Raw genomic sequence first — 25,428 nt, forward strand, 5'->3', positions numbered from 1 at the left:
ATGGGTATGAGTCGGACAACTCGGACATCAGGGCATGGTGAGCCGGGAGTCACAAGTCGGGCAACTCGGGCAGGGTGTGAGGGTTTCCGTGGGGCCGGGCGGCCGTGCATCCGGCCGCCCCGGCGGGCAGGGCCGGGGTGGCGGCGGGCCTAGCCCGCCGTGCGCGGGATCCGCTTCTCCCACGTCCGATGGAAGACCACCTCGTCGCCGTCCTTGCAGACGACCTCGTCGGAGGCGATGAACTCCCCTTCGGAGCAGGCGAGTTCCGATCGCGTCGTCACCCGGGCGTCCCAGGCGAGGACGGGGCGGTGGAAGCGGACCGACCAGGTCGATCGGGCGCGCGCCGACAAGGGGCCGGATTCGTCGATCGTGTACGACTCCTTGACGTCTTCGGTGACTTCGAGGCCGTCCGGGTGGATACGGGTGCTTTCGCGACGGGGGTCGGTCTCCAGGCGCCACTCGCCCTTGGCGACGTCGTGCACGAGGAGCCGTTCGGGGCGTGGCTCGTCCAGCGTCGCGGGGGAGACCGCGCCGAGGGGTGCGGACTGCTCCGGCTCCTCGAAGGCGATCGCCGGGTCCGACTCCCGTGCCCTTACCGGGAGTTCGAGGACGCCGGCCGCCGGGTCCAGGGTGAAGCCGGTCTCCGGACCGGGCTGGGGCCAGACCCACGGCCAGTACGCGGAGGAGACGGCGAGCCGGACGTGATGCCCGGGCGGGAACGCGTGACCGATGGCGTCCAGCTCGACGAGCACGTCCTCCGTCGCGCCCGGCACCCACGCCGTGGCGCGGTCGCTGCCGTGGCGCGCCGACAGGTTCAGCACGCCCCGGGTGACGAGCGTCGAGGCGCCGTCGGGAGCCACGTCGCACAGCCGGGCGATCACCTGGCCCCGGGGGGAGTGTGACGTGAGCCGCAGCCGGACCGCCGGGCGGCCCAGGACCCAGGTCTCCTCCGTGACCTCGAACTCGAAGCAGACCGACCGGGCGTCCTCCTCCCGCTGGTCCGGGGGCAGGTCGGCGTCGTGGCCGTGCGGGACGGTGCGGCCCGCGTCCACCCCGGTGTGCTGCGGTGAGCGCACCGCCACCGGATCGCCCTGGAGCGCGTAGGTGACCCAGGTCACGGAGGGTGACGGCCAGACGTGATCACCCACCCAGCGGCCGGTGATCACCGGGTACGTCGTCGCCGGGGGGCGCGCGTCCATGACGTACGAGCGCAGGAGCGGTTCCGCCATGATGCCGCCGGGGCCGGGGCCGGGGCCGGGGCCGGGGCCGGGGTCGGGGCCGGGCGTCGCCGGGGTGCGCAGCCAGTGGTCCCACCAGCGCAGGGTCTCCTGGAGGAAGCCGATCGCCGGGCCGGGCGGCCGGCCGCGGTCGGGGTACTGGTGCGACCACGGGCCGATCACTCCGCGTACGCGATCGGGTGGCAGGTGCTCGACCAGACGCAGCACCGTGTCGCGGTACGGGTCGTGCCAGCCGCCGACCGCCAGGACCGCCGCCCGGATCGCTCGGTAGTCCTCGCGGACGCTCCCGTGGCGCCAGTACGCGTCCCGGGTCTGGTGCTCCAGCCAGGTGTGGACCGGCGGCTCCACCGCCTGGAGCCGCTTCACCCACATGTCCCGCCACATCACCTCGCCCACGTGCGCCGGGTCCGGGGGAAGGGCGGCGGAGGCGAGCGTCGCGGCCGACCGGGCGTGCAGGCCGGCGGCCCGTACGGAACCTCCCGCGTAGTGGACGTCGTTGTCGTAGCGGTCGTCCGTCGAGCAGACCGCGACGACCGCCTTGAGCGGCTCGGGTGCGAGGGCCGCGATCCGGAGAGAGCCGAAGCCGCCCCAGGAGATGCCGAACATGCCGACGCTTCCCGTGCACCAGGGCTGGGCGGCCAGCCAGTTGACCACCGCCACGCCGTCGTCCAGTTCCTCCTGTGCCTGCGCGTCCGCCGGCATGCCCTCCGAATTGCCGTGCCCGCGGGTGTCCACGCGGACGGAGGCGTAGCCGTGGCCCGCGTACCAGGGGTGGCGCTGCCAGTCGCGGGGCGCGGTCCGGTCCGTGAGGCGGTGCGGAAGATATTCGAGGAGAGCGGGTACGCGTTCCTCGGTCAGCGGGCGCCAGACGCGCGCGTACAGACGGGTGCCGTCCGGGAGGGGGATCCAGAGGTCCTCGTGGGCGGTCTCGCACGGGAAGGACGTACGGATGTGCATGATCATCGCGCTCCCGGGCCCGGCGGAGCCGTGGGACTCGGGCGGTTCGGCACGGTCGTGGGGCGTGGCCTGTCCGGGCGGCCCGGCGGGCCCTTGCGGTGCGTGGGGCGCGCGCGGTGCGTGGGAGTGACCTCGGTGGGCGGCGCCGTGCGCGGCGTCCATCGAGGGGTTGTGTTCCGCCGTGTGCGTGCGTCCGGCCAGGTGATGCCCACCGGTCGGCGACGAGGGCCGGCTGCCGGGCTCGACTCGGCGCAGGTTCGGGACACGGTCACCCACTTCCGGTTACATCGGAACGTATCGCCACATGTCGCCGGGTATCGGCTGATCGCGAACATACCGTTGGTGATCGGATACCGCCCGGGCATGGAGGTACCTCCTGCCGGAGCCAAGTCGGCCGGGGGACGGTGGGCGCTCGTGGTGATCGAAACGTGACCGGATACGCTGACTTGAGTGATGGCAGCGACACATCGACAAACCGTGTCATCGACCGAATGATCGACCGAGTTTCGCCATGTGATCGTCAGCAGACAGGAGAACCTCTCGTGACCGTCGTCGGGCCGTTCGGGCTGAGCGTGCGGGACCAGGCTCTCGAAGCCGATGTCCAGGCCGGATTGGCGGCTGTCGAGGAGGGTTTGCTCGAAGCCACCAAGAGCGAGGTCCCCTTCATCACGGAAGCCGCCCAGCACCTCGTGCGGGCCGGCGGGAAGCGGTTCCGGCCGCTCCTCGTGACGCTCGCCGCGCAGTTCGGTGATCCCTACGCGCCGGGCGTCGTGCCCTCGGCGGTGGTCGTCGAGCTCACCCACCTCGCCACGCTGTACCACGACGACGTGATGGACGAGGCGGACGTGCGGCGCGGGGTGCCGAGCGCCAACACTCGCTGGGGCAACTCGGTCGCCGTCCTGACCGGCGACTTCCTCTTCGCCCGCGCCTCCTACATCCTGGCCGACCTCGGGCCCGAGGCGGTCCGTATCCAGGCCGAGGCCTTCGAACGGCTGGTCACCGGCCAGATCCTGGAGACCGCCGGGCCGCGCGACGGGCGCGACCCGGTCGATCACTACCTCGACGTCCTGAGCGGCAAGACCGGTTCGCTGGTCGCCGTCGCCTGCCGGTTCGGCGCGATGATGTCGGGCGCCGACGAGACGGTCGTCGACGTGCTCACCCAGTACGGGGAGCGTCTCGGTGTCGCCTTCCAGCTCGCGGACGACGTGCTGGACATCGCGTCCGACTCGCACGAGTCCGGCAAGACGCCCGGCACGGACCTGCGCGAGGGCATCCCCACGCTTCCGGTGCTCCGGCTGCGTGAGCGCGCGGAGCGGCTCGGGCTCGCGGACGACATCGCCCTGTGCGAGCTGCTCGACTCCGACCTCACCGACGACGCCCGGCACGCCGAGGCGCTGGCCCGGCTGCGGTCCCACCCGGCCCTGGAGCAGGCGCGGCGGGACACCGTGCGGTACGCGGAGGAGGCGCGTGCGGCGCTGGCTCCGTTGCCGGAGTGTGCTGCCAAGGCGGCGCTCGTGGAGCTGGTGGACGCGGTGGTGCACCGGGCCGGCTGACCTGGTCCTTCGGGCCCGGTCCACGTTCTGGCCACGGCCCCCCTCGCCCCTGGCCCTCGTTCGCGCCTTTGCCCCGGTCCACGCTCGGCTCGTGGCCTGCTCTTGGGCCCGGGCCGGCTTTCCGTGCCCTCTGATCGGCCTGGACGGCCTCGTCCTCAAGCGCCGGACGGGCTGAATCGTCGTGCTCGGTTCCCAGGTGTTTCGGCGCGTTCGGGGCTCACCCGGGAGTGTGACGTGTGTCACTTGGCTGGAATGAGTCCAGGGTCAGATCATGTCCGTACTCATGCCCAGAAGCTGACGCAGGGGGCGTCGGCTGAAGTACGGGGAGAAAACAGAATCATGGGATCGAACGCCACGATCAGTACGCGTCGCAAGGGTCTGATCCTGACCGGTGTCACGGTCGCCGCCGCGGCCGGTATCGCCGCCGCCGTCATCCCGGCGGTCGCCGACAGCGGCAGTCACCGTGAAGACCGCGGCACGAGCCACTCCGCGCACGGCGACCGGACCATCGTCACGCAGAGCGGCGTCATGGGAGGCAGCGGCGGCACCATCCTCGCCACCAGCCTGCGCGGCGCCAACGAGGTGCCCGTCCAGGGCGGCCCCGCCGTCGGCGACAAGGACGGCGCGGCCCTGGAGTTCATCAAGGTCAAGGGCAACAAGGTGTCCGTCGCCGTGACCTGGCGCGGCACCGGCAGGCCGACCCTGCTCCACATCCACCAGGGCGCCAAGGGCACCAACGGCGGTGTCAAGGTCGACTTCACCGGGCTGCTCGGCAAGATCAGGCACCACAGCGTCGTCGGCACCGTCGAGGTCGAGGACGCGGCCCTGCTCGACGCGCTGAAGACCGACCCCGGTTCCTTCTACGCCAATCTGCACACCGCCGAGTTCCCCGGCGGCGCCGTCCGCGGCCAGCTCCACAAGGTCACCGGCACCTTCGACTTCCACAACGTCCTGGACAACTTCCAGGCCTCGGTGGTCCGGGGCAGGCAGATCTACGAGTGCAAGACCGCCGAGGACGGCGGCCGGGCCTTCGTCCAGCGCGACGTCTCGGCCCGGCTCGGCGGCCACATCGCCCACTCGTTCGTGAAGCCCGGCTCCGGGACGCCGCAGTGGGTCGCGCCCGACGGCAGCGCCGTCACCGGCGCGTTGATCTCCAAGACCCCGAACGGCGACAAGAACATCCCCGAGCTGGACCTCAAGGCCACCGGCTCCGGCAAGCACCGTGGTCTGCTGGCCGGGACGCAGGAGATCCTCCGCCTCAACACCGTGGGCGGCGTGGCACCCGCCGGGTCCTGCACGCCGGGCACCGTGGTGGGCGTGCCCTACCAGGCGGACTACGTGTTCGTGCAGCGCTGACCCCGCAGGCCGCCGCGCCCGGCCCGGTGCCGGGCGCGACGGCCCGTCGGCCGGGCGGTGTCTCCCTGAACCCCTACGGGTCGGGGGAGACACCGCCTCCCCGCGTCATACCGCAGGAGTACGCGGAGTTGAGTCCGGGGTCTGACGCTTCCCTCCGGCCGATTTGGTCAGATGGATAACACCACTCCTCACCGGTTCGGGTGAGAATGGCGGCTTAGGAGTGGAGAAGGGCACGACGGTAGGGCCGCCGCCGACGACGGAGGTAAGGCACACATGGCACCGTACGAATCCGACGACAGCACGAAGGCCGACGAGGCCGAGGACGTGCGCTCCGGGCGGCGCAAGGCCGCCAGGTATGTCGTCCCGGTCGCGGTGGTGGGGGTGGCGGCGGCGACCATCGGGCTGGTCCCGGCACTCGCCGACTCCGGGGACCCCGACCTGCCGAAGGTCACCGCGCAGCAGCTCATCGAGAAGATCGCCAAGTCCGACGTCCAGCAGGTGTCCGGCACGGTCAAGATCAGCACCGATCTCGGACTGCCCGACCTGGGCGGTCTGGCGAGCGGCATCGCCTCCGGCGCCGCCGAGGGCGACGGCGGCTCCTCCGCCGACCCGCAGTCCAAGCTCCTCGAACTGGCCTCCGGCACGCACACGCTGCGCGTCGCCGCCGACGGCCCGGACAAGGGCAGGATCTCCCTTCTGGACAGCGCGGCCGAGTACAGCGTCATCCACAACGGCGACGACGTATGGGCGTACGACAGCAAGTCGAACGAGGCCTACCACGCGACCGCGCCCCGGTCCGAGGAGAAGAAGGGCAAGGCGCCCGAGGACGTCCCGGCCACGCCCAAGGACTTCGCGGAGGAAGCGCTGAAGGCGGTCGACGACACGACCTCCGTGACCGTCGACGGCACCGCCCAGATCGCGGGCCGGGACGCGTACCGGCTGGTCATCAAGCCGAAGCAGTCCGGTTCCACGGTCGGCGCGATCAGCATCGGGGTGGACGCGAAGACGGGCCTGCCGCTGAAGTTCACGCTGACGCCGGCGAGCGGCGGCGCGGCCGTCGTCGACGCGGGCTTCACCAAGGTCGACTTCTCCGCGCCGGCCGCGTCGACGTTCGACTTCACCCCGCCGAAGGGCGCGAAGGTCACCGAGGCCGACGAGTCGAAGGCTCCGGAGCACTCCCGGAAGTCCGGCGAGGACTTCGGCATGGGGCTCGGTGAGGGACTCGGCGGACTGAAGACCATCGGCAAGGGCTGGAACTCGATCGCCGAGTTCGACACGGGCGGCCAGGGCATGCCGTCGGGCTCGTCCGGCAACAGCGACGTCGACGGGTTCCTGAACTCCCTCGGCGACCACGTCTCCGGCAAGTTCGGCTCGGGTACGGTCTTCTCGACCCGCCTGGTCAACGCGCTGATCACGGACGACGGCAAGGTGTACGCCGGTGCCGTCACCAAGGACGCCCTGGTGAAGGCGGCCGACGCCGCCCACTGAGTCCCCCGCAGCCGAGCGAACCGAGGGAGCCCATGGAGGAGCTGTCCGCCGCCGAGTCCGACCGGACGGACGACACGGGTGGCGCGGGCGCCGTGCCCGCCGAGGACGCGGTGATCGCCACCCGCGCCCTCACCAAGCGCTACCGCGGCGGACAGCTCGCCGTCGACGGTCTGGACCTGACCGTCCCGGCGGGCAGCGTCTTCGGCTTCCTCGGGCCCAACGGCTCCGGCAAGACCACCACCATCCGCATGCTGATGGGCCTGATCGAGCCGACCTCGGGCACGGCGCGCGTCCTGGGGCGGCCGATGCCCCGTGCCACACGCGCCGTGCTCCCCCAGGTCGGGGCCCTCATCGAGGGCCCCGCGCTGTACGGCTTCCTCTCGGGGCGCGACAACCTGATGCGGTACGACGCCGCCGACCCGACGGCCGACCCGCGCACTCGGCGCACCCGTGTCGCGGACGCCCTCGACCGGGTCGGCCTCACCGCGGCGGCGGGCAAGAAGGCCAAGGCGTACTCGCTGGGCATGAAACAGCGGCTCGGGCTCGCCGCGGCGCTGCTCCAGTCGCGCCGCCTGCTCGTCCTGGACGAGCCGACCAACGGCCTGGATCCGCAGGGCATGCGGGAGATCCGGGCCCTCGTGCGTGAGCTGGCCTCCGACGGCACGACCGTGTTCCTGTCCTCGCACCTGCTCGACGAGATCGAGCAGGTGTGCACGCATGCCGCCGTGATGGCGCAGGGACGGCTGGTCGTCCAAGGCGCGGTGGCCGACCTCGCCGCCGGTGCGCGGGGCCGGCTGGTGGTGACCACCCCGGACCCGGGCGACGCGGCGCGCGTGCTGAAGGAACAGGGCGTGGCGGATCTCGTGGTGACCGAGACGGGGGTGACGGCCGAGCCCCCGGACCGTGAACTCGCCGAGCTCAACGCCGCGTTGGTGACGGCGGGCGTACGGGTCCGCGGCTTCGGGGTGGAACGGGCCTCCCTGGAGGACGCGTTCGTGGCGCTGACGGGGGAGGGGTTCGATGTCGCGGGCTGAGGCGGTGCCGGGGCCGGACACGCGGCCGGACCTGGGCGAGGCCGTGGCGGCCCCGGCCGGGGCCACGCGGTCCCCCGGTCTGCTGTGGACGTTCGGGCTGTTCCGCAGCGAGCTGGCCACCACCTTCCGGCGATGGCGGACGATCGCCCTGCTGGGCGTGCTCGCGGCCGTGCCGATCCTGGTCGGGGTGGCCATCAGGATCGAGACGAGTGACGGCTCGGCGGCGGGCGGCGGCGGTGAAGGCCCCGCGTTCATCTCGCAGGTCACCAACAACGGTCTGTTCCTGGTGTTCACCGCGCTGGCCGCGACGCTCCCGTTCTTCCTGCCGATGGCGATCGGCGTCATCGCGGGTGACGCGATCGCGGGCGAGGCGAACGCGGGGACGCTGCGCTATCTCCTGGTCGCCCCGGCGGGCCGCACCCGGCTGCTGCTCACCAAGTACGCGACCACGATGACGTTCTGTCTGGTCGCCACGCTCGTCGTGGCGGTCTCGGCGCTCACGGTGGGCGCGCTGCTGTTCCCGCTGGGAGACCTGACGACGATCTCCGGGACCCGGATCAGCTTCGCGGAAGGCCTCGGCCGGGCGTTGTTCATCGCCCTGGTCGTCGCCGCCTCACTGGTCGGGGTCGCGGCGCTCGGCCTGTTCGTCTCCACGCTGACGAACAGCGGCATCGCGGCCATGGCGACGACGGTCGGCCTCCTCATCACCGTCCAGATCCTCGACCAGATCCCCCAGCTGCACGCGCTCCAGCCGTACTTCTTCTCGCACTACTGGCTGTCCTTCGCGGACCTCATGCGGGAACCGGTGTACTGGGACGACCTCGTCCGTAACCTGGGCCTCCAGGGCCTGTACGCCGCCGTGTTCGGGTCGGCGGCGTGGGCGCGGTTCGCGGCGAAGGACATCACCGTCTAGACGGACGCCGCCGTCCGGAAGGGCATCACGTCCGGAAGGACATCGCCGTGCGGGAGGCCGAAGTACGGCGGGCGCGCGGCGCCGGTCAGACGGTGGCCGACTCGTAGGGGAAGCGGGCGAGCGGCGGCTCCTGCGCGAAGAACGCCTTCGCGCGCGCCAGTGCCTCGGCGTCCTCCAGCACGTCGCCGCGCCGGCTGCCGTTGCCGAGCAGGACCCCTCCGAAGCGCATCCTCATGTACGCGGCGGAGTGGTTGAGGGTGTCGACCAGCGGGTCGGCGACCTCCTGCTCCTCGTGGGCCAGCGCGGTGACGCCCCAGAGGGTGCGTCCCGCCATCGTCGCCTTGAAGTCGATGCCGGGGGTGCGCAGCCAGCCCGACCAGTAGTCCAGGTAGCGCTTGGTGAGGCCGGACACCGAGTACCAGTACAGCGGCGAGGCGATCACGATGTCGGTGGCCGCGAGGGTGGCGTCGAGCAGCAGTGCGACGTTGCTTCCGGCGGGCGGGAGCAGGTGGTCGCTGTCGCGCCGCAGGTCCGTGAAGTCGGGCAGCGGATGCTCGGCGAGGCTCAGCCAGTGCTGCTCGACGTCGCCGGGCAGCTGTTCGGCGGCCCTGCGCGCGAGCAGCTCGGTGTTGCCGTCGCTACGGCTGCTGCCGAGCAGGAACAGGAAACGGCGGGTCATGGGTCCCCCTGGGGTACGCGCGATGGAGCGACTGCAAGCGACTACATGCGTGGACAATATATGCACATGCATGCAGGTGTCCAGGGGCCCATGACCCCCGCGTCACCGCCCCGGCGCGCCGCCTCCCCCGCCCGGCTGAGGAGGGCGCTGGACGCGAGGTGGCTGCCCGGGCGACGCCGGCCCGGGTGCCGAGCCCGGCACCGGACCGCCCGGAGCGGCCGAACCCCGGCCGGACTGGCGGCGTGCGGCGCCCGCGACGGGGTTGGCGGACGGCGTGCCCGCGGACGGGCTGGAGGGAGTGGCGGGCGGCGTGCCCGCGACGGGGTTGGTGAGGGCGGCTGACGGGGTGCCCGCGGGCGCGGCCGTGGTCGAGGAGGGGCCTGCCGAAGGGCCGGAGGCAGGCGTCGTCCCCGCTGTCACGGCCGGCCGCTGCCAGCTCTCCGGTACCGCCGCGTGGCGTTCCACCGTCCCCTGCTCCCGTGCCTGCGTCAGGCGCACGGACTGCTGGGCCGTCGGCGCGAAACCGGGGGCCGCGTTGCCGCTCTGGGACGGGACCTGCCGGGCGGCCATGGCGCCCAGCGCGGCCTGGGTGTCGCGCGGGAAGACGTCACGGGGCAGCGCCTGGGAGGCGGCGCCGGTCACCTCGACGCGACGCTGCTGCCCGCCGGACTCGAAGGTCATGCCGTAGCCGAGGTACTGCCGGTCGTGGTCGAACATCAGGTCGCCGCGTACCTGCCCGCCCGCGGCGCGCGTCTGCTCGCCCATGTCCCGGAGCGCCTCCGGGACCGGTGCGGTGCGCCCGAGGCTGGCGACGTAGGCCTCCGCCTCCACGTGCCCCTCCCGGAAGCGGGGCTTCCCGTCGGGCCCGGTGCGCATCTGCACGGCGCCGACCCGGTTGTCGGGGTGGATGTCGATGGTGAGCCGGCCGTCGCCGCCGTACTCGGCGACGAAACGCTCGCGCATGGCGGTGAACTGGACCTGGTTCTCCAGCGCGGGCGGCAGGTTCGGCCCGTAGATGGTGACGCGGGCCTGCGGGTCGGCCTCCAGGATGATCTCGGCGTCGGCCACGCCCGTGCCGCCCGCGCCCGCGACCAGCCACGTCCTCGGCGCATCCGCGGCGCTCACGTCGAAACGGTTCTCCGCGATCTCGTCGCCGAGGAAGACCCGCCCGGGGGCCGTCGCCCTGGCCTGCTCCCACTGCGCGGTGGCGTCCAGCGTCTGGAGCGCGGACCGGGCCCCGCCATCGGCCCGCAGGGTGTCCAGCACCCCTTCCTCGCGCAGGACCTGGAGCGTCTGCCGTGCGTCGGGCGCCCCGGCGAGACGTTCGTGGACCGGGGAGTCGGCGGGCAGCTGTCCGCGTACGGCGCCGATCGCCTCCGGCAGGTTCACCACGTCACGACGGTCGACGCCCGGCACCATCTCGGGCGGCAGACCGGTGGCGACCGTCGGTACGCCCTCGACCTGCACATAGACGTCCGGGGAGCCGTCGTTGGGCCGGATGTGCGCGTACAGGCGGCCGTCCCGCGCGGGCAGCAGCCGCGCGGTCCCGTCGACGACCGGCCCGCGCACCGCCAGCTCGTCCTCCCACAGGCGCACGGCGTCCCGGGGCACCCGCCCGGTCGGGTCGACGAACTGGTGGGCGTCGCCCAGCCCGGTCGCCCGCATGTCCCGGACCTGGTCGGCGGACTGCACGATGCCCTGGCCCGGGTCCAGGTGCCAGCGGCCCCGCGCGTCGACGAGCAGGGCGTCCGGATCACGGCCGACGAGGCTCGCGCCGCCGCCGATCATCACCTGCCGCGTGGGCCACTCGCCGCTCGCCGCCACCTCGGCGCGCAGCTGGTCCAGGGTGGCGGCGCTCGCCCGGGTGCGCCGGTCGGCCGCCTCGGCCGCCGCCGCGGCGAGTTCCTCGCGGGGAACGGGGGTGCCGTCGGGGCGCATGCCCGGCATCGGCGGCCCGTTGCCGAGCGGCAGCGTGTACGCGGCGCGGGCCCGGAACGCCTGGAGGTCCGCCGCGTCCTGGCCGGACAACTGCTCGGCGGGCACGGCGAGATGGGACACCGCCTGCCAGGCCTGGGGCGTCAGATGGGGTTCGATCGAGTTCAGGCGCAGGTCCGCGGCCTGGCGCTCACGGTCGAACTGCTCGGATCCGGAGGAGGCCTGCGGGCGGAGCCCGGTGTGATCGATGAGGGCGGACAACTCCTCGCGCGCTTCCGCGCGTTGAGCGTTCTCCAACGTGGCGTCCGACATCCGGGCGGCGAGGTGGTTCAGCTCGCCGACCCGGCCGAGATCCTCCTCGGTCAGCCGGAAACCCTCCTCGGCGGCGGTGAGCCGGCCGCGCGTCAGCAGCACCTCCCGAGGCGGCGCCACCCCGGCGACCGAGGGGTCGCCGGCCGCAGCCCGCACCGCCCGCTCGCGCACCGCGAGCATCTCGCCGAGCTCGTGGCTCAGCGCCCGGCCCACCTGCTGCGGGTCCATCCGGTCGGAGAGCTGCACGAAGTGGTGGTCCGAGGTGGTGTTGACGTGCATGCGGGCGACCGTGCCGGTCGGCAGCGGCACCGCGTCCACGCGCAGCGTGAACTCCTTGCCCCGGTGGTCGGTGAGCACGAAGTGGGGGTCACCGGTGTCGTCGCCGCGCAGCTCCACGGAGCGCAACTGCTCGGCGTACAGGCTCTGTACGACCATCGGCAGCACGGCCTGCGCCTGCGCGACGACGGCTGCCTGCCGGCCCGGTTCCGGGGCCGTGCCGGTGCCGCCGGTGAAACGGCTTCCCGCCACGTCGGTCGCCGTGATGACCGTGATCTCCCCGGAAGCGGGCCCCCTGTCCGGCGCCGCACCGTCTGTCCCCGGCCGCGCGCTCCCCGCCCTGTTGTCGTACGGTTCCTGCTCCACTGGCACTTCCCCCTCGGCCGCCTCGTGGCACGTAGGATTTTGGCATGCTGATCGCTCGTTCGACTCAGGAAGCGCACCTCTACATGGACCTGCACGCCTGCGCGTGCGGAGCGAGGGACTTCGAGCGCGAGCACCGTCTCGAAGAGCGTGACGGCGCGTTGGTCGCCGTGTACGAGGGCGTGTGCCCGCAGTGCGGCCGCACCCGCTCGTTCACGTTCGTCATGTCCGACGAACTGCCGCCCGCACCACCGGCGTTCGGTGGCGCGCAGCCGTCCAGGATCATCGACCCCGGCGAGTTCCTGTGGGTCTCGGACCAGGTCGGCACGGACTCGGGGCTGCGGCTGCTGAACGTGCCGCCGACCGAACAGCGCGACCACCGCGCGAGCTTCGCGTACGCACTCGCGGCGCTCGACGAGGTCCTCAAGTTCCTTCCGGAGGGCGCCGGCGAGGTCCCCGCGGAGCGCTTCACCTCCGACCTCGGCCGCGAGCTGTACCGCAAGGACGCGACCCGCTTCAGCCGGGCCCGGCTGCTGGACAACCAGGCGCGCAAGCAGCGCATCCTCGCGGGCGTGGACCGGTTCAGCCCGCCGGCGGGCGCATAGCTGTTCATGGCGTCCGCGGGGGCCGGGGCGCAGGCGTCCTGACCGTGACCGCCGGGCCGGCGGGCGCCGACGGCGGCCCGCCCGTGGCCGTACCGGAGCCCGAGCGCAGCCGGCCCGCGGCGGCGACACGCAGGACGGCGTCGCCCTCCCGGAAGACGGGTGCGGCACCCGCCCCGAGTCCCGCCCGTGCCGTGCGGTCCGCCCGCGCGCCGGGCCCGGCCGGGAAATCCCCCCGTTCCGAAGTGATCAAGCCGGTCGCCAGCCCGGACGCCACCAGCTTCTCGGCGTTCTCGCGGCCGACGGAGAAGCCACGCCCCGAGGTGCTCTGCGCATAGAGGTCCTTGATCATGTCCTCGGGGGCCATACGTCCTCCGTACCGGTCACGGCCCGCCTCGAAGTCGGCGCGGCCGCGCTGCCAGCGGCTCGCGTTCTGGGCGAGGCACTGCTCCACCGGCACCTCCACGGACAGCAGGACCCGCCTGTCGTAGCCGCCGGCGCGCAGGTCGCCGAGGAGCTGCTCGTTCCACCGCTGGTCGCGCAGCGTCGCGTCGTAGAGCAGGTTGTGGCCCTCGGCGCGCGCCCACTGCTCGAAGACGCCCTGGAGGAACGCCGACTCGCGGTGCGTGAGCGAGGCCGTCTCCGACGGGGACAGCAGGCGACCGCCCGGCAATTCGCGTGCGTCGTCCGGCAGACGAGGGGTGCCGCCGTGCTCGGACAGCGCCACCTTGAACTCGTCCGGGTCCAGCACCACGTAGTCGCGTACGTCGATGCCGTGCACCCGGGTCAGCGCCCGGCCCAGCTCGTCGTCACGTCCCTGCCACTCGGCGAGGCCGCGCAGCGCGCCGCCCTTGCCCGCGCCGGGCGCCCCGGCGGTGAGCAGCGCCGCGTGGCCGTCGCGCGGTATTCCGGCGCAGCGGGCCTTGAAGTCCTCCAGGACGGCCTCGTGCAGGCGCTCGCGGTCCGGCGTCCACAGCGCGCCGTGCCGGAACCGGCTGTACGTGTCGCCGTCCCCCGGCGCCAGATCGCCGCCGGCCGACATCCGGGTCTGCAACGCCCGGTACAGCGCGCGGTATTCAGGTGTGAGCCATGCCTCCGGCCCGTCGTGCGGGGTCATGGCCGCCGTTCGGTCCCGCCGCCCGCCCCGCCGTCGGCGCGGAGGTCGATGCGGCGCTGGATCTCCGCCACGTCCTCGCGGGTCAGCTGCCCGAGCAGCCGTGCGGCGGAGACCACGGACAGGGTGTTGTCCTGGTGGGTGGGTTCGGGATGCCCTTCGTCGAGCCCCTCCTCGGGCTCGAAGGGCCAGGCGGCGACGGTCGCGATCATCTCCTCGCGACCGACGAACCCGGCGGAGTAGAGGCCGAGATAGGCGCGCAGGGAGGGGGCCGGACCGGCCCCCGGGGTCGCGCCGTCGGGGGCGCCGTGTGCGGGAGTCTCGTTCATCGGTGGGGTCCTCCTCGTCTGCTTCTGGTCCACGGGCCGGCCGGGGTGCTGTCCGTGGTCGACGCGGTGCTCGCGGCGGGCGGTGCCGCCCCGTCCCGTCCGCCGTCGAAGACGGGAACGAGGGCGGACCGGTGCCGCTCGGCCCGTCGCGCGACGTCCAGCAGCAGTGGTTCGCAGTCGTGCGCGGCGACCAGTTGGAGTCCGACCGGGCAGCCGTCCGGGCCGAGACCTGCGGGAACGCTCGCCGCGGGATGTCCGCTCAGGTTGAACGCCCAGGTGAGAGCGGTCGAGTAGCGGTCGCCGGGACCTTCGTGGCCGTGTGGTGGGTTCGGTGTGGCCGGTGTCAGCAGCAGCGGGACCTCGCCGAACAGCTCCGCGAGACACCTGTCGTCGGCCGCCCGCACGGTCCGCGCCCGGGAGACGTCGCCGCCCTGCGTCCGCAGGGCCAGCCAGGTGGGACCGGGGTCCGTCAGGGTCACCTCGCGCTCCACCAGGCGGACGATCCCGGCCGCGGCGAGCCGCTGCACCTCCGCGAACGCGCGGGCGGCGATGCCGGGATCGGTGTCGGCGAACCCGAGGTCGGCGGACCAGACGGCGGGGACGGGGGGCACGGAGGCGCCGGGCGGTACGGAGGCGCCGGGCGGTGCGGAAGGGGGCTGCTGTGCGGAGGCGGGCGGCGGCCCGGCGGGGGTTCCGTCCGGGCCGGCGGCCACGACCCGCCAGTACGCGGCGGCGTCCGAGGCGCTGCGCGTGAGGACTCCGGCCGCCGTCAGCCCGGTGCGGTCGGCCGACGGGAGTCGGCCGGTCGTGGTCTTCAGGCCGAGGACGCCGCACCACGCCGCGGGAATCCGCACGGAGCCCGCGCCGTCGCTGCCGGTCGCCAGGGGTACCAGCCCCGCCGCCACCGCCGCCGCGGAGCCGGCCGAGGAACCACCCGGCGTCCGGTCGGCCCGCCACGGGTTGACGGTCCGGCCGTGCGCCCCGAGGCCCCACGTCTGCCAGGGCGTGCCCGGGCCGGGCACCGACGTGGCGCCGACGGGCACACAGCCGGCCGCGACCAGGGCGCCTGCCGCGCGCAGTCCGTGCCGGCCCTTGACGCCGATCGGAACGCCCGCGAGCGGCAGCCACTCGCCCGCGGCGACCCGCGCGTCCACCTCGGCAGCCCGCCCGAGGGCCTCCTCGGCCCACACTTCCGCGAACGCCGAGAGGCCGGGGTCCACCCGCGCGATCCGCGTCAGCGCGGCGGCGACCGCGTCGACCGCGCTCATGGTGCGCGCGCGGACGGCCGCGGCGGTGTCCTCGGCCGACAGCCACCGCAGGGCGTCCGGTTCCGGGGCCCGCGCCGAGGCCGGGTCCACTTCCGCTTCGGGTCTCATGGCGTCGGCCGAGGCTCCTTCGGTACGGCGGGCAGGATGCGTGCGGGGCACGCGCGGGATGCGTGAGGTGCGCGCGGGCCCGGTGCGGGACGGGGTGCGGCGCGTGCGCGGGGCAGGGCCGGGACAAGTCTCGTACGGTCTCGTCCCGGCCGGTGTCCCGCGGCTCGCGCGGCGTGGCTCAGCGGCCGGGCCCCGGGGCCGGCGGCCTCGGCTGCAGGGGGAGCTGCGGCCGGACCGGTGCCGACGGGCCGCCGCCGGCGGAGGGCCCGCCCGCCGTGTTCGTAGCGCCCCCGCTCCCGGCCCCACCGGCGCCGCGCAGCTTCGCGGCCTGGGCCACGGGGTTGCCCGGGGTCGTGGGCGGCCCCTGAGCGGCAGATCCCGTCTGGTTCGCGGGTCCTGTCCGGCTCGCGGACCCCGCCTGGTTCGTCGGGCCCGTCTGGTTCGCCGGTCCTGTCCGGCTCGCGGGTCCCGTCTGCTGCGCTGATGTCGTCCGGCTCTCCGGAGCTCCCTGGGCCGCGGAGGCGGCCTGTCCGGCGGTGCTTTTCTGCCCGGCGGTGGACCCGCGTCCGGCGGCGGCCGCCACCGAGGCCGCGGGTGCCGCCGACGCGCCCTGCGCCATCTGCTCCTTGGTCAGGTACGGGCGCGGCTCGACCTTCCAGGACGGGGCGGCCGGGTCGACCTCCCTGCGCACCACCCGCTCCATCAAGGTGGCCATCTCGACGGGCCCGATGCCGCCGGGCACGGGCGTGAGGTGCTGCGGGATGCCGTACGCGGCCCGCTGGACGTCGCCGCGCACGCTGCCGTCCGGCTGCGGCACGAAACCGGAGTCGACGACGAGCCGGTGGTGCGGCCGCAGATGGTCGGGTCCCAGGATCCCGGGGTTGCCGGTCACCGAGACGACGATGTCGGCGTCGCGCACCCGCCGCAGGTCGTCCCCGGCGTCGAGCTCCATCAGCCGGTGGCCCTGCTCCCGCAGCGTGTGCACCACGCCCTGTCCGACGAAGCCCTTGCTGCCCACCACCGCGATCGTCGGATCGTCCTGCGCGAAGGGCTGCACCACACGGCAGATGCCCTCCGCCGTCGCGCACGCCGCGTACTGGGAGCGGCCCTTGAGGAGTGCGTCGATGTCCTTGGCCGGGTCCATCCGCTCGACGAGCGGACGCAGATGGGCGGGCGGCGGGAACTGGACGATGATCGCGCGGGTCGCGGGATCCTGGTTGGCGCGGTCGAGGGTCTCGGCGAACTGCGCACGCGTGGTGCCCGGCGGCATCACGATGTGGTCCGCCTTGAAGCCGAGGTGCTCGAAGCTCTTCACCTTCTGCTCGGCGGAGACCTTGGAGGCCTCCAGGCGCACCCGCCAGTCCTGCGGATCGGTGGCGGCCGGCTCGAAGCGGATGATCGCCACCCGTTGTCCCGTGGGCTCCACGGCGTCACGGTAGGGCTGGTAGAGCTCCTTGGCCTGACGCAGGACGTCCCGGCCCGACACATGCTCGGTCATCGGCGCCTCATCCCGCCCGCTCGATCCGCGCGAGCACCTGGGCGACGGGGTCGAGTCCGCGGCCCAGCAGCTCCTCCACCCGGCTCGCCGCCAGCGGCTCGTCGCCGGACAGATCGTCGCGGTGTCCTGCTGGCCCGGGTGTCACGGTGACCCGGGTGAAGGTCTCGGGGCCCGTCGGGTCGTGGTAGGAGAAGGACCCGAAGTGGGCGATCCAGTCGACCTGTTCGAGCTGCGGTCCGAAGGCCCGGCGCAGCACCGGCAGCGCGGCGTCGGCGACCGAACCGAAGTCGTCGGTGATGCCGCGGTCGTCGGGGTTGCTCGCCAGTTCCGACACGACGGCCACCGCCCGGCGTCCGTCGCCGGAGCGGACGGCGCGCACCAGGGTGTGCGCGTGTCCCGCCCGGTGGTGCCGCCAGTCGACGACGTCCTCGAAGTACGGGGTGTGCGGGTGGTTCATGTGTGCTTCTCCTCGACGAGGTTCGAACGGCGGGGACGGCCCGTCCGTGACGGCAGTCCCCGCCGGCCGGCGGTGGCCGGGCGGCCGGTCGGGTCCGTGCGGCGGGGCGCCCCGGCATCGGCGGGCGGCCGGCAGGCGTGTGCAGGAGGTTCCGTCCGGTCCGGTCCGCGTCGCGTCCGGGCGGTCCTCGGCCCTTCGCGGTCCGGACCCCGGCGGTGATCTTCCGGCCGCCGGTTCAGTGTAGGGACGCGGCCGCTCCCGCGACCTGGCCGCCGGGGCCGGGTCACAGGCCCGGATGCTTGTCGTACGGCTCGGCGAACGGTGCGGTCTTCGCGCGGTGGCTGCCCTCCTTGCAGCCCGCGAACGGACCGGCGGGCGACCGGAGTTCGGCGAGCACGGGCCCGAGATGGTCGCGGTGCCAGACCGCCGGTCCGGACGCGCCCGCGGCCGGGTCGGTGTGCTCCTGCCAGGCCAGCCACAGGCCGTGCAGCCGGGCCACCGCCTCCAGGTGCTCCCACCAGCGCGGGCACCAGGGCTGCTGCGAGGTGACCTCGCGGCCGTACACGGGCAGCAGCAGGTCCGAGACCCAGACGGAGAGCCCGGTCATCTCGTCGGCGTACTCCTGGCCGTCGAGGTACAGGATGAACGGCGGGGCGGACTGCGCTTCGGCGGTCGTCATCGGGTCGTGATCCCTTCGGCGGCACGGGCGGTGATGGCTTTGACCTCGGCCTGCGCCGCGGTCGCGATGCGGTCGGCGCCGGGTTCGGCGTACCAGGGCCGCAGCCTGACCAGCGCCGGCTTGACGCCGGTGGCCAGGAGCAGCGCGGTGCCCTTGGGCAGGGCTCGGATGCGGTCGGCGGGCAGGATGCGCTCCAGCCGGTACGACGTCGAACGGGACCGTCCTTCCTTGCCCTTGGACCAGCTGACCGTCGACACGTCGTGCTCGCCGACGAGCCGGGAGATCTTCTCCACGAAGTCGGCGTCGTCCAGACCGGCGCCGAGGAGCTTGATGGTGGCGGCCGACCAGAGCGCGTCCATGCCGGCCTCGCCCCACACCCGCGCACCCTGCCGGTAACTCTGCAGCAGCGTCACGATGTTGATGCCGCGCGAACCGAAGTGCGAGTACAGGTCGGGCAGATCGGAGATCCGGCACACGTTGGCGGCCTCGTCGAGCACCGCCGTCATCGGCGGTTCCAGCCGCCCGCCCATGCGTTCCGCCGCCACGACCCCCGCGCGCAGCACCGAGTCCGCCGCCGCGGCGATGACACCGGCCGCCGAACCGCCGCCGTCCTTGGACAGCAGGTAGAGCGTGTCGTTCGACAGCACGTGCCGGTCCGGCAGGAACTGCGGCAGGTCCGGGTCCGGCGTCACCCATGCGGCGATCGCCGGGTCGAGCAGGCACGCCACGCACTGCCGGGCCGTCTCGTAGATGCCGTCCCGGGTCTCCACCGCGCCCTGCATGGTGCCCTGGAGCTGGTCCGCGAGGGCCGCCATGCCGGCGTCCCGCAGCAGGTCGACGGGCGTGCGGTCGGCCGGGTCCGCCAGCCAGGCCAGCACCTCGCCGATCTGCCGGCCGCCGCGCTGGGCCGCGTGGAAGAGGGCGGTGAGGGTGTTCTGGGCCGCCGAGATCCAGAAGTCGCGGCGGGTCGCGTCGTCGTTGACCGCGCCCACGAAGTGCCCAGCCAGGCGGCGGGCGCCCTCGATCGTCGACGCGTCGGCGAGCATGTCCCACCACAGGGTGCGCGGTGAGTGCGCGATGCCCTGCGGGTCGAACGTCCACACCCGGCCGACGCGTTCGCGCTCGGCGCGCGTCACGCTGTAGACGTCCGCCTTGTTCGACGTCAGCAGCACGCTGCCACGGGCACGCAGCACGCGCGGCACCGCGATGCCCGTGGACTTGCCCGCACGCGGGGCCATCAGGTCCAGCTCCACGTCCTCGTAGCTGGAGCGGAGTTCGGGGCCACTGGGCTCCAGGTTGCCGAGGAGGTTCCCCGTGTCGTCCGCGGTGATCTTCCCCTGCTTCGCCAGCGCCGGGCGGAGCTCACGGGCCCGGCGCTCGGCGCCCTTGGGCAGCAGGCCGGCCAGTTCCTTGCGGCCCGCGAGCCCGCTGGGCCCGGCCGTCCGGCCCCGCACCAGCAGGACGAGGACGACCACGACGGCGACGACCGCGCCGAAGACCGTCGCCATGCCCGCGGCGACCGCGCCGGCCGACGCCGTCGGCCACACCGCGGCCGGGCCGTCCTTGACCAGCGTGGACATCGTGGCCAGGCCGAAGGGCGGCGGGTCCCAGCCGGCGCCGCTCACCGCGGCTCCGGCCGTGCCGCCCAGCCAGGCCCCGAAGAAGAGCGTGCCGACGAGGAAGGCCGCGCCCGGCACGATCCAGGGGAGGAAGTCCTCCCCGCTGTGCTGACTCTTGCGTGTGCTGCTCACTGCTGCTCCCCGTTTTTTCGGTGTCCTGCCGCCCCCGCGGCTCGCCCTACGCGCCCTTGGACAGGCTCGGACCTGCCTCCGACCAGCGCGTGTTGGTGTTGTGCAGGGCCCGCTCGGTGTCCGTGATGGACACCTTGATCGGGATGCCGGGACGACCGCCCACCTTGATCAGGAACCGGCCGCGGCCGGGCGGCTCCTCGTTCCCGCCCGTGCTCGCCCAGCCCGGCGGGGACGACCAGGACGACACCAGTTCGATCTCCCGCTCGGACATCCCCACGATCTCGCCGAGTTCCTTCATCTCGGTACGGGGAAGGCCCGCGCAGACGACCATGCCGGCCCGCTCCACGAAGCCCCGCGCCTTGGCACGGTCCGCCTCGCTGCCCAGCGCCTCGGCGTCCTTCAGCGTGTGCGTGATCTTCGCGTCGCCGAGGCCGAGCGACCGGTTGAGCCGGGTCAGCGCGTCGATCCGCTCGACGATGCCGGAGGCGGCCCGCAGCGGGCGCCACAGCTCGTCCAGGACGGTGAAGAACCAGCGCTGCGGGGCCAGTCCGGCGTCCGCGAGCGCATGCGCGGCGGCCACCGTGCCGAGCCCGTCCGACCAGGCGGCGAGCATCGCGGCCGCGGTCAGCTGGGTGTCCGCCTCACCGATGCGGGAGATGTCCACGCACACCGCGGGGGACGCCGGGTCGATCCGGGTCGACGTCTCGGCCGCGAAGGTGTCGCCGAGCGGGCCGTCCAGCACGCCCAGCAGCGAGCGGTGCAGCGGGTCCACGGCCTCCTGGTACCGGGCCACGTTGCCCCGGTCCAGCGTCACCGCGCGGACCCGGTCGGGGCCCTCGTCGAGCACCTTCAGCAGATCGGGCAGCAGCGGGGCCCGCCCCGGCTTCGTACGCTCCGCCAGGTGGTGCAGACAGGCGGAGAGCACCGACTGCTCGTGGTCGTCCATCGGACGGCCGCGCACGATCGTGATGAGCGCCGCGACCATGTTCAGCACCCGGCCGTGGGCCTCGGCGGCCAGCACCCGGCCGCGCTCGCCGCCGATGCGCACCGCCGCCTCGCCCATCGCGCCCGGGTCGAGGACGTTGATGCCGCCGACGCCGCGACCGATCGAGATGACCTGGCCGCCCAGCGCTCTGACCGTGTCGGCGTAGTCGGGCTTCAGGTCGCCGAGCACCAGCGGGGTGATGCCCGTCGCCGACATCCCGATGAGCATCCGGTTGACCAGCGTCGACTTGCCCAGACCCGGCATGCCGAGCATGAACAGGGACGGGTTGGAGATGTAACGGGCCCGTGTGAACCAGGAGATGGGGTCGCCGCACACCGTCGCCCCGGTGTGCAGGTGCTGGCCCAGCGGGACGCCCGTCATGGGCGCGCCGGAGCCCGCCGCGAACGGCCACAGCCCGCACGCCTGCACGGTGGTCGCCCGCCACAGCGCGGGCGGATCGACGTGCCCGACCTGGCCGCCGGCGGGGCCGTACCAGCCGCGCGGCGGCGCCACCTGCGGCCTCGGCGTCGACTGCTTGCTCACAGCGCCTCCCGGATCTGGTACGGAACGAGGGTGTGCTCCCACGGCAGCAGGCCCACCGGCAGCGTGCAGGTGAACGCGGAGGCCTGCATACGGTCCGCGGGGCGCATCAGGATGCGGGACGAGGCCTGCAGGTTGCGGACGGTGATGGCCGCGTCCTGCAACTGCTCCTCGTCGTCGACGGTGACGGTCACCATCAGCGAGAACTCCACGAGCCCCGCGCCCGCCGCCTCCTCGGCGGCGGTCTGCTCGGCGGCCTGCATCTCGGAGCTGGCCCGCGCCTGCACGAGACCGCGCCGCGAGCCCGCCATGAAGTGGGCGGAGCGCCGGTCGGACTCCACGATGCGGGCGGAGGTCGCCGGGTCGATGGGCCGGTAGATGAGGGAGACCCGCTTGCGCCGGGTGCCCGGCGCGGGTTCGAGGAGGCCGCGCAGCACGCTCGACCTGACCGTGCCGCGCGGCGCGAGCGTCAGCATCCAGGTGCGCGAGACACCCGAGTCGTGCTTGTACGCGGTGACGGTCTCGACGGCCGCCGCCGGCCCCGCGTCGCTCCACTCCAGCCCGGTGGTGGAGTGCTCGGCGCGGGCACTGAGCACGTCGGGGGCGATGGCCGGGTCGAACGCCACCCGCACGATCTCGGCGAGCCGCTCCGCCGCCAGCGGGTACGCGCTGCCGCCGCCGGCCGCGACCAGCCCGGACAGCAGACCCGGCAGCCGCATCGACAGGTCGGTGATGATGTCCTCGACCTCACGCTTGGGGCCGCCGGTGGGGCCGTAGGTGAGCGCGATGTACGTGTGCATCTCGGAGGACGCCGACGGGTAGCGCTCGACGACCTCCTCCATCACGGCGCGGGCCGCCGCCGGAGCGTTCGGCGAGATGCGCGGCAGCACCTCGGCCGCCAGCCGCGTCCCGGTGTCCGGGGCCGTCTCCACGACGACCTGCGCGCCGCGCAGACCCGGCTCGTGCGACAGCCGCGACAGCCAGTCGCCCCAGGAGGCCACCCAGATGTCGACCTGCTCGGGGTCGACCAGCGAACCGCCGTCCGGCTCACAGGCCAGCACCACGGTGTACAGGCCGCGGCCCGGGTGGTGCAGCACGCCGAAGGAGCGGTTGTAGGCGTCGCGGCCCTCGTACATCTTGGTGCGGGCGAGCAGGCCCGGCGGCTGGTAGCGCCCGCCGGGGCGCTTGGACAGCGGCCCGGAGACGTAGGTGTGCGAGCCGTTCGCCTTGCGCTTCATCCAGCCGATGCGGATCGCGAGGACCTGGTAGACGTTGCGGCCGTCGACGGTGCGCAGCGCCAGCGGGGCGAGGAACAGCGCGACCGGCACCAGCACGACGATCGCGGCCAGCAGCGACACCAGTGACGCCAGCAGTGCCACCAGCAGTCCGCCGAAGGCGACGACGGTGCCGAGCAGACCCAGCGGACCGAGTCCGGGACGGCGGGGCCTGCGCCAGTTCCCGTACGTGGGACGCGTCATGGCGTCGGTGGACATGGGGTTCCTTCTTCCGGCTCGACTCGAAGTGCTTCGGGTGTACGGGGACGGGGGAGCGGGGCGCCGCCTCACCGGGCGGCCCGCCCCGCTCCCGGGGCCTGGCGGCCTGCTGCCTACTGGTTGTGGCCCTTCATGCCGTCGTTGTCGTCAAGGGAGTTGGCGACTTCCGAGGCGGCTGCGACACCGGTCTGCACGGCGACCGCGGCGGCCTGCACCGCGAGGGCCGCGCCACCCGTGGCGGCTCCCGCCGCGGCGGCACCGCCTCCTGCGGCGGCGCCTCCCGCGCCACCGGCCCCGCCGGCGGAGGATCCGGCACCCGCGGACGGCGAGCCCTTCGGACCGGCCGCACCGCCGCCGCCCCCACCTCCGCCCCCGCCGCCTCCGGCACCGCCCGCGGCGATGCTGACGGCCCCGGTGGCCACGTTGTTGGCCGCGTTGAGCGCGACCGTGCCGCCGGAGGTGCCGCCGAGGGCAGCCGTCGCCGGGACGATCAGCTTGAGCAGGGCCGGCAGGGCGAAGACCGCCATGATCAGCATGCCCATGCCGGCGATGGTCTGGTCGAGGTTCTTGGTGTCCTGCGTCATCGACGTGGCCGAATAGATGATCAGCGCCGCGGCCGGCTTGTAGAGCAGCCAGGCCCCGAGCCAGCCGATGTGCTTCTTCCACCAGCCCTCGCCCCACCCGGTCATCGAGGAGGCGGCGGCCAGCGGCAGTGTGCCGACGAGCATGATCAGGACACCGATGCGGATGTACATCAGACAGATCTGCACGAAGCTCGACAGCATCACCAGCAGACCGAAGATGAGCACCAGACCCGGCTGGTTGAGCGTGATGACGCCGAGCATCGTCGACGCGCGGTCGCCGAGGTCGGACTTCGCGTACACGTGCTGGGCGTACAGGTCCGACGCCTTGGTCAGCGCCTGCACCACCGGCACGGCGACCGCGCCGACCAGGATGACCTTCCACATGCCCATGAAGGCCTGCTTCATGGGCTGGCCCTTGCGTTCCAGGGCCATTCTGATCGCGGCCACCAGCAGCGACGCCACGGCCACGTACGCGACGATCCAGTCGATCTCCGCGTCGATCAGCCCGATGGGCTGGGAGGGGTCGTCCACGTCGACGTGCATCCAGACGCCGTTGAGCGCCTTGAGCACCTCGGCCGCGGCGTCACCGATGGCCTTGGCGAAGACGGTGACGGCGCCCTCGGTGAACTCCGAACCGACCTCGTCGATCACACAGTCGACGATCTTCCAGCTGCAACTCATCTCACGCCCCCCACGTGACGAAGCCCTTGGTGCCGCTGACCTGCGACATACCGGAATAGACCGTGCCGTCGGCGTCCGGCGCGAGCTTCCAGTCGCCGTCGTCCCAGCGCATGGTCACCGACGCGGTGCCGTAGGCGTCCTTGCCGGGGACGCGGACCACGACCATCACCGTCGTCTTCTGCTTGTCGTAGGACAGGACCGTGAAGCCGGCGTAGCCGCCCGCGTCCTGCGAACCCGAGCTGGGCTTGTCGCCCTCGGCGGTGCGGCTGCGGATCAGCGCGTCGCGGCCGGGGCCGGCGACGACCTGACGGTCCACGACCTCGCGCCAGCCCTGGTAGCTGAGGTGGTCGGTGATGGCGTGGGCGGCCAGTACGGCGCCCATCGGCGTGTGCGCGAAGCAGGACCAGACCGGTCCGTCGTACTTGAGCGGGCCCACCGTCTTCGAGACCGGCACCAGACCGGTGCCGTCGGCCTTCCAGGTGAAGTCCTTCGGCACGCTCGTCGGCTTCGCCTGGTCGCTGTCGTCGGTACGGCAGCCGGCGGGCCGGGCATCCGCGCCCTCCTTGCCCCCGCCCGAGTGCGAGCCGGAGGACGAGGTCGGATTCGGGTCCGGGTCGCCAGACGCCTGCGGCGACCGTCCGCCGCCGCCGTCCAGCATCGTGAAGACGGCGAGGACGAGCAGCACCAGCAGGAACCCGGCCGACAGGATCCAGCCTCGCTGCTGCCAGAACGGCTGCTCCCACTCCCCGCTGCCCCCTTGGGACCGGCCGGAGTTCAGCATGGTTTGCGCTCCCTTCGGATCGGGTCGTCGAATCGGTTCGTCCGGTCGCCCGGCGGTCAGGCGAAGACGAAGGTGACGACAGGACCCGCGGTGGCGACGAGGACACAGCCGCCGAGGACCATGCCGAGGCGGCCCATGTGCTCCGAGCCCTCGCCGCGGCGCATGGAGATCGCCATCATCGCGCCGGTGATGAGCACACCCGCGACGCCCGCCGCGGTGCCGGCCCAGGCGAGGATGCCGAGGACGGTGTCGACCTTGCCGGTCAGTGCGCCCGGCGCGTTGCGGTTGGGGTCGGGGACCTTTCCGTCCGCCAGGTAGATGTACTCGTGTGCCTTGGCTGCAATCGCCTTGAACATGGCTTCTCCCCGATGTGGTCGGCTGCCTCGCCGACGACGTGCTTGCTGTGAGCGGTGCTTGAGCGGTCGCGCAGGAGGGACGAGGGCGGTGTGGCGCC

The 25,428-nt window shown here is 73.4% G+C and carries 21 protein-coding genes; 6 read left to right on the forward strand and 15 right to left on the reverse strand.

The genetic code is table 11. The annotated features are described in order from the left end of the window. Positions 1-149: 149 nt before the first annotated feature. Positions 150-2,195, reverse strand: a complete 2,046-nt coding sequence (locus BKI49_RS21745; RefSeq protein ID WP_095935997.1) for a CocE/NonD family hydrolase — start codon at positions 2,193-2,195, stop codon at positions 150-152. Between the two features lie 542 nt (positions 2,196-2,737). Between BKI49_RS21745 and BKI49_RS21750 the strand changes: the two genes are divergently transcribed. The 5 genes from BKI49_RS21750 to BKI49_RS21770 all read left to right on the forward strand — a co-directional run bounded on the left by BKI49_RS21750 (position 2,738) and on the right by BKI49_RS21770 (position 8,539). Continuing rightward, entirely contained in the window at positions 2,738-3,748 is a 1,011-nt protein-coding gene (locus tag BKI49_RS21750) for a polyprenyl synthetase family protein (protein WP_095935957.1), read from the forward strand. Positions 3,749-4,087: 339 nt separating this feature from the next. Further along, a complete protein-coding gene (locus BKI49_RS21755; RefSeq protein WP_095935958.1) occupies positions 4,088-5,104 on the forward strand; it encodes a CHRD domain-containing protein in 1,017 nt (338 codons plus the stop codon). Between the two features lie 273 nt (positions 5,105-5,377). Further along, positions 5,378-6,592, forward strand: a complete 1,215-nt coding sequence (locus BKI49_RS21760; protein ID WP_095935959.1) for a LolA family protein — start codon at positions 5,378-5,380, stop codon at positions 6,590-6,592. Positions 6,593-6,624: 32 nt separating this feature from the next. Next, positions 6,625-7,626, forward strand: a complete 1,002-nt coding sequence (locus BKI49_RS21765; protein ID WP_095935960.1) for an ABC transporter ATP-binding protein — start codon at positions 6,625-6,627, stop codon at positions 7,624-7,626. Further along, complete coding sequence (locus BKI49_RS21770; RefSeq protein ID WP_257004901.1) at positions 7,613-8,539, forward strand: ABC transporter permease; 927 nt, start codon at positions 7,613-7,615, stop codon at positions 8,537-8,539. The genes BKI49_RS21765 and BKI49_RS21770 overlap by 14 nt, the downstream gene beginning before the upstream one ends. 85 nt (positions 8,540-8,624) lie before the next feature. On the opposite strand, the gene BKI49_RS21775 is transcribed toward BKI49_RS21770, so the two are convergent. Further along, positions 8,625-9,218, reverse strand: a complete 594-nt coding sequence (locus BKI49_RS21775; protein WP_095935961.1) for a flavodoxin family protein — start codon at positions 9,216-9,218, stop codon at positions 8,625-8,627. A gap of 102 nt (positions 9,219-9,320) precedes the next feature. After that, positions 9,321-11,993 (reverse strand): hypothetical protein, encoded by a 2,673-nt coding sequence (locus BKI49_RS21780; RefSeq protein WP_143658483.1) that lies wholly within the window; start codon positions 11,991-11,993, stop codon positions 9,321-9,323. 158 nt (positions 11,994-12,151) lie between these two features. On the opposite strand from BKI49_RS21780, the gene BKI49_RS21785 reads away from it, so the two are divergent. Then, entirely contained in the window at positions 12,152-12,709 is a 558-nt protein-coding gene (locus BKI49_RS21785; protein WP_095935963.1) for a hypothetical protein, read from the forward strand. 4 nt (positions 12,710-12,713) lie between these two features. Here the strand turns inward: BKI49_RS21785 and BKI49_RS21790 are convergent, their stop codons facing one another. The 12 genes from BKI49_RS21790 to BKI49_RS21845 all read right to left on the reverse strand — a co-directional run bounded on the left by BKI49_RS21790 (position 12,714) and on the right by BKI49_RS21845 (position 25,330). After that, positions 12,714-13,823, reverse strand: coding sequence for a zeta toxin family protein (locus BKI49_RS21790; RefSeq protein ID WP_095935964.1), 1,110 nt, complete (start codon positions 13,821-13,823; stop codon positions 12,714-12,716). Continuing rightward, a complete protein-coding gene (locus tag BKI49_RS21795) occupies positions 13,820-14,149 on the reverse strand; it encodes a hypothetical protein (RefSeq protein ID WP_095935965.1) in 330 nt (109 codons plus the stop codon). The genes BKI49_RS21790 and BKI49_RS21795 overlap by 4 nt, the downstream gene beginning before the upstream one ends. Next, a complete protein-coding gene (locus tag BKI49_RS21800; RefSeq protein WP_095935999.1) occupies positions 14,146-15,417 on the reverse strand; it encodes an amidase in 1,272 nt (423 codons plus the stop codon). The genes BKI49_RS21795 and BKI49_RS21800 overlap by 4 nt, the downstream gene beginning before the upstream one ends. Positions 15,418-15,703: 286 nt before the next feature. Continuing rightward, complete coding sequence (locus tag BKI49_RS35085) at positions 15,704-17,023, reverse strand: tetrahydrofolate dehydrogenase/cyclohydrolase catalytic domain-containing protein (protein WP_257004902.1); 1,320 nt, start codon at positions 17,021-17,023, stop codon at positions 15,704-15,706. A 7-nt stretch (positions 17,024-17,030) separates the two neighbouring features. Then, positions 17,031-17,480, reverse strand: coding sequence for a hypothetical protein (locus tag BKI49_RS21810; protein ID WP_095935966.1), 450 nt, complete (start codon positions 17,478-17,480; stop codon positions 17,031-17,033). A gap of 283 nt (positions 17,481-17,763) precedes the next feature. Then, positions 17,764-18,159: a DUF4913 domain-containing protein gene (locus BKI49_RS21815; RefSeq protein ID WP_095935967.1), complete on the reverse strand. Its 396-nt coding sequence runs from the start codon at positions 18,157-18,159 to the stop codon at positions 17,764-17,766. Beyond that, on the reverse strand, positions 18,156-19,910 hold the full coding sequence (locus BKI49_RS21820; RefSeq protein WP_095935968.1) for a type IV secretory system conjugative DNA transfer family protein: 1,755 nt from the start codon (positions 19,908-19,910) through the stop codon (positions 18,156-18,158). The genes BKI49_RS21815 and BKI49_RS21820 overlap by 4 nt, the downstream gene beginning before the upstream one ends. 46 nt (positions 19,911-19,956) lie before the next feature. Next, entirely contained in the window at positions 19,957-21,438 is a 1,482-nt protein-coding gene (locus BKI49_RS21825) for an ATP/GTP-binding protein (RefSeq protein ID WP_179332524.1), read from the reverse strand. Beyond that, positions 21,435-22,928, reverse strand: a complete 1,494-nt coding sequence (locus tag BKI49_RS21830; RefSeq protein ID WP_095935969.1) for an SCO6880 family protein — start codon at positions 22,926-22,928, stop codon at positions 21,435-21,437. The genes BKI49_RS21825 and BKI49_RS21830 overlap by 4 nt, the downstream gene beginning before the upstream one ends. 113 nt (positions 22,929-23,041) lie before the next feature. Beyond that, a complete protein-coding gene (locus tag BKI49_RS21835) occupies positions 23,042-24,193 on the reverse strand; it encodes a hypothetical protein (protein ID WP_095935970.1) in 1,152 nt (383 codons plus the stop codon). A gap of 1 nt (position 24,194) precedes the next feature. Further along, a complete protein-coding gene (locus BKI49_RS21840) occupies positions 24,195-24,974 on the reverse strand; it encodes a DUF8175 domain-containg protein (RefSeq protein ID WP_095935971.1) in 780 nt (259 codons plus the stop codon). Positions 24,975-25,030: 56 nt separating this feature from the next. Further along, positions 25,031-25,330, reverse strand: coding sequence for a hypothetical protein (locus tag BKI49_RS21845; RefSeq protein WP_028805325.1), 300 nt, complete (start codon positions 25,328-25,330; stop codon positions 25,031-25,033). Positions 25,331-25,428: the final 98 nt, after the last annotated feature.

This window comes from Streptomyces sp. Tue6028 (assembly GCF_002300165.1).
Lineage (GTDB): Bacteria > Actinomycetota > Actinomycetes > Streptomycetales > Streptomycetaceae > Streptomyces > Streptomyces siamensis.

Coding starts and splice junctions, on each gene's coding strand:
- BKI49_RS21810 (WP_095935966.1), bottom strand. CDS start 17,480: ATGAACCACCCGCACACCCCGTACTTCGAGGACGTCGTCGACTGGCGG.
- BKI49_RS21830 (WP_095935969.1), bottom strand. CDS start 22,928: ATGTCCACCGACGCCATGACGCGTCCCACGTACGGGAACTGGCGCAGG.
- BKI49_RS21815 (WP_095935967.1), bottom strand. CDS start 18,159: ATGACGACCGCCGAAGCGCAGTCCGCCCCGCCGTTCATCCTGTACCTC.
- BKI49_RS21835 (WP_095935970.1), bottom strand. CDS start 24,193: ATGAGTTGCAGCTGGAAGATCGTCGACTGTGTGATCGACGAGGTCGGT.
- BKI49_RS21755 (WP_095935958.1), top strand. CDS start 4,088: ATGGGATCGAACGCCACGATCAGTACGCGTCGCAAGGGTCTGATCCTG.
- BKI49_RS21745 (WP_095935997.1), bottom strand. CDS start 2,195: ATGCACATCCGTACGTCCTTCCCGTGCGAGACCGCCCACGAGGACCTC.
- BKI49_RS21760 (WP_095935959.1), top strand. CDS start 5,378: ATGGCACCGTACGAATCCGACGACAGCACGAAGGCCGACGAGGCCGAG.
- BKI49_RS21775 (WP_095935961.1), bottom strand. CDS start 9,218: ATGACCCGCCGTTTCCTGTTCCTGCTCGGCAGCAGCCGTAGCGACGGC.
- BKI49_RS21845 (WP_028805325.1), bottom strand. CDS start 25,330: ATGTTCAAGGCGATTGCAGCCAAGGCACACGAGTACATCTACCTGGCG.
- BKI49_RS21800 (WP_095935999.1), bottom strand. CDS start 15,417: ATGAGCGCGGTCGACGCGGTCGCCGCCGCGCTGACGCGGATCGCGCGG.
- BKI49_RS21790 (WP_095935964.1), bottom strand. CDS start 13,823: ATGACCCCGCACGACGGGCCGGAGGCATGGCTCACACCTGAATACCGC.
- BKI49_RS21795 (WP_095935965.1), bottom strand. CDS start 14,149: ATGAACGAGACTCCCGCACACGGCGCCCCCGACGGCGCGACCCCGGGG.
- BKI49_RS21765 (WP_095935960.1), top strand. CDS start 6,625: ATGGAGGAGCTGTCCGCCGCCGAGTCCGACCGGACGGACGACACGGGT.
- BKI49_RS21770 (WP_257004901.1), top strand. CDS start 7,613: ATGTCGCGGGCTGAGGCGGTGCCGGGGCCGGACACGCGGCCGGACCTG.
- BKI49_RS21840 (WP_095935971.1), bottom strand. CDS start 24,974: ATGCTGAACTCCGGCCGGTCCCAAGGGGGCAGCGGGGAGTGGGAGCAG.
- BKI49_RS21785 (WP_095935963.1), top strand. CDS start 12,152: ATGCTGATCGCTCGTTCGACTCAGGAAGCGCACCTCTACATGGACCTG.
- BKI49_RS35085 (WP_257004902.1), bottom strand. CDS start 17,023: ATGACCGAGCATGTGTCGGGCCGGGACGTCCTGCGTCAGGCCAAGGAG.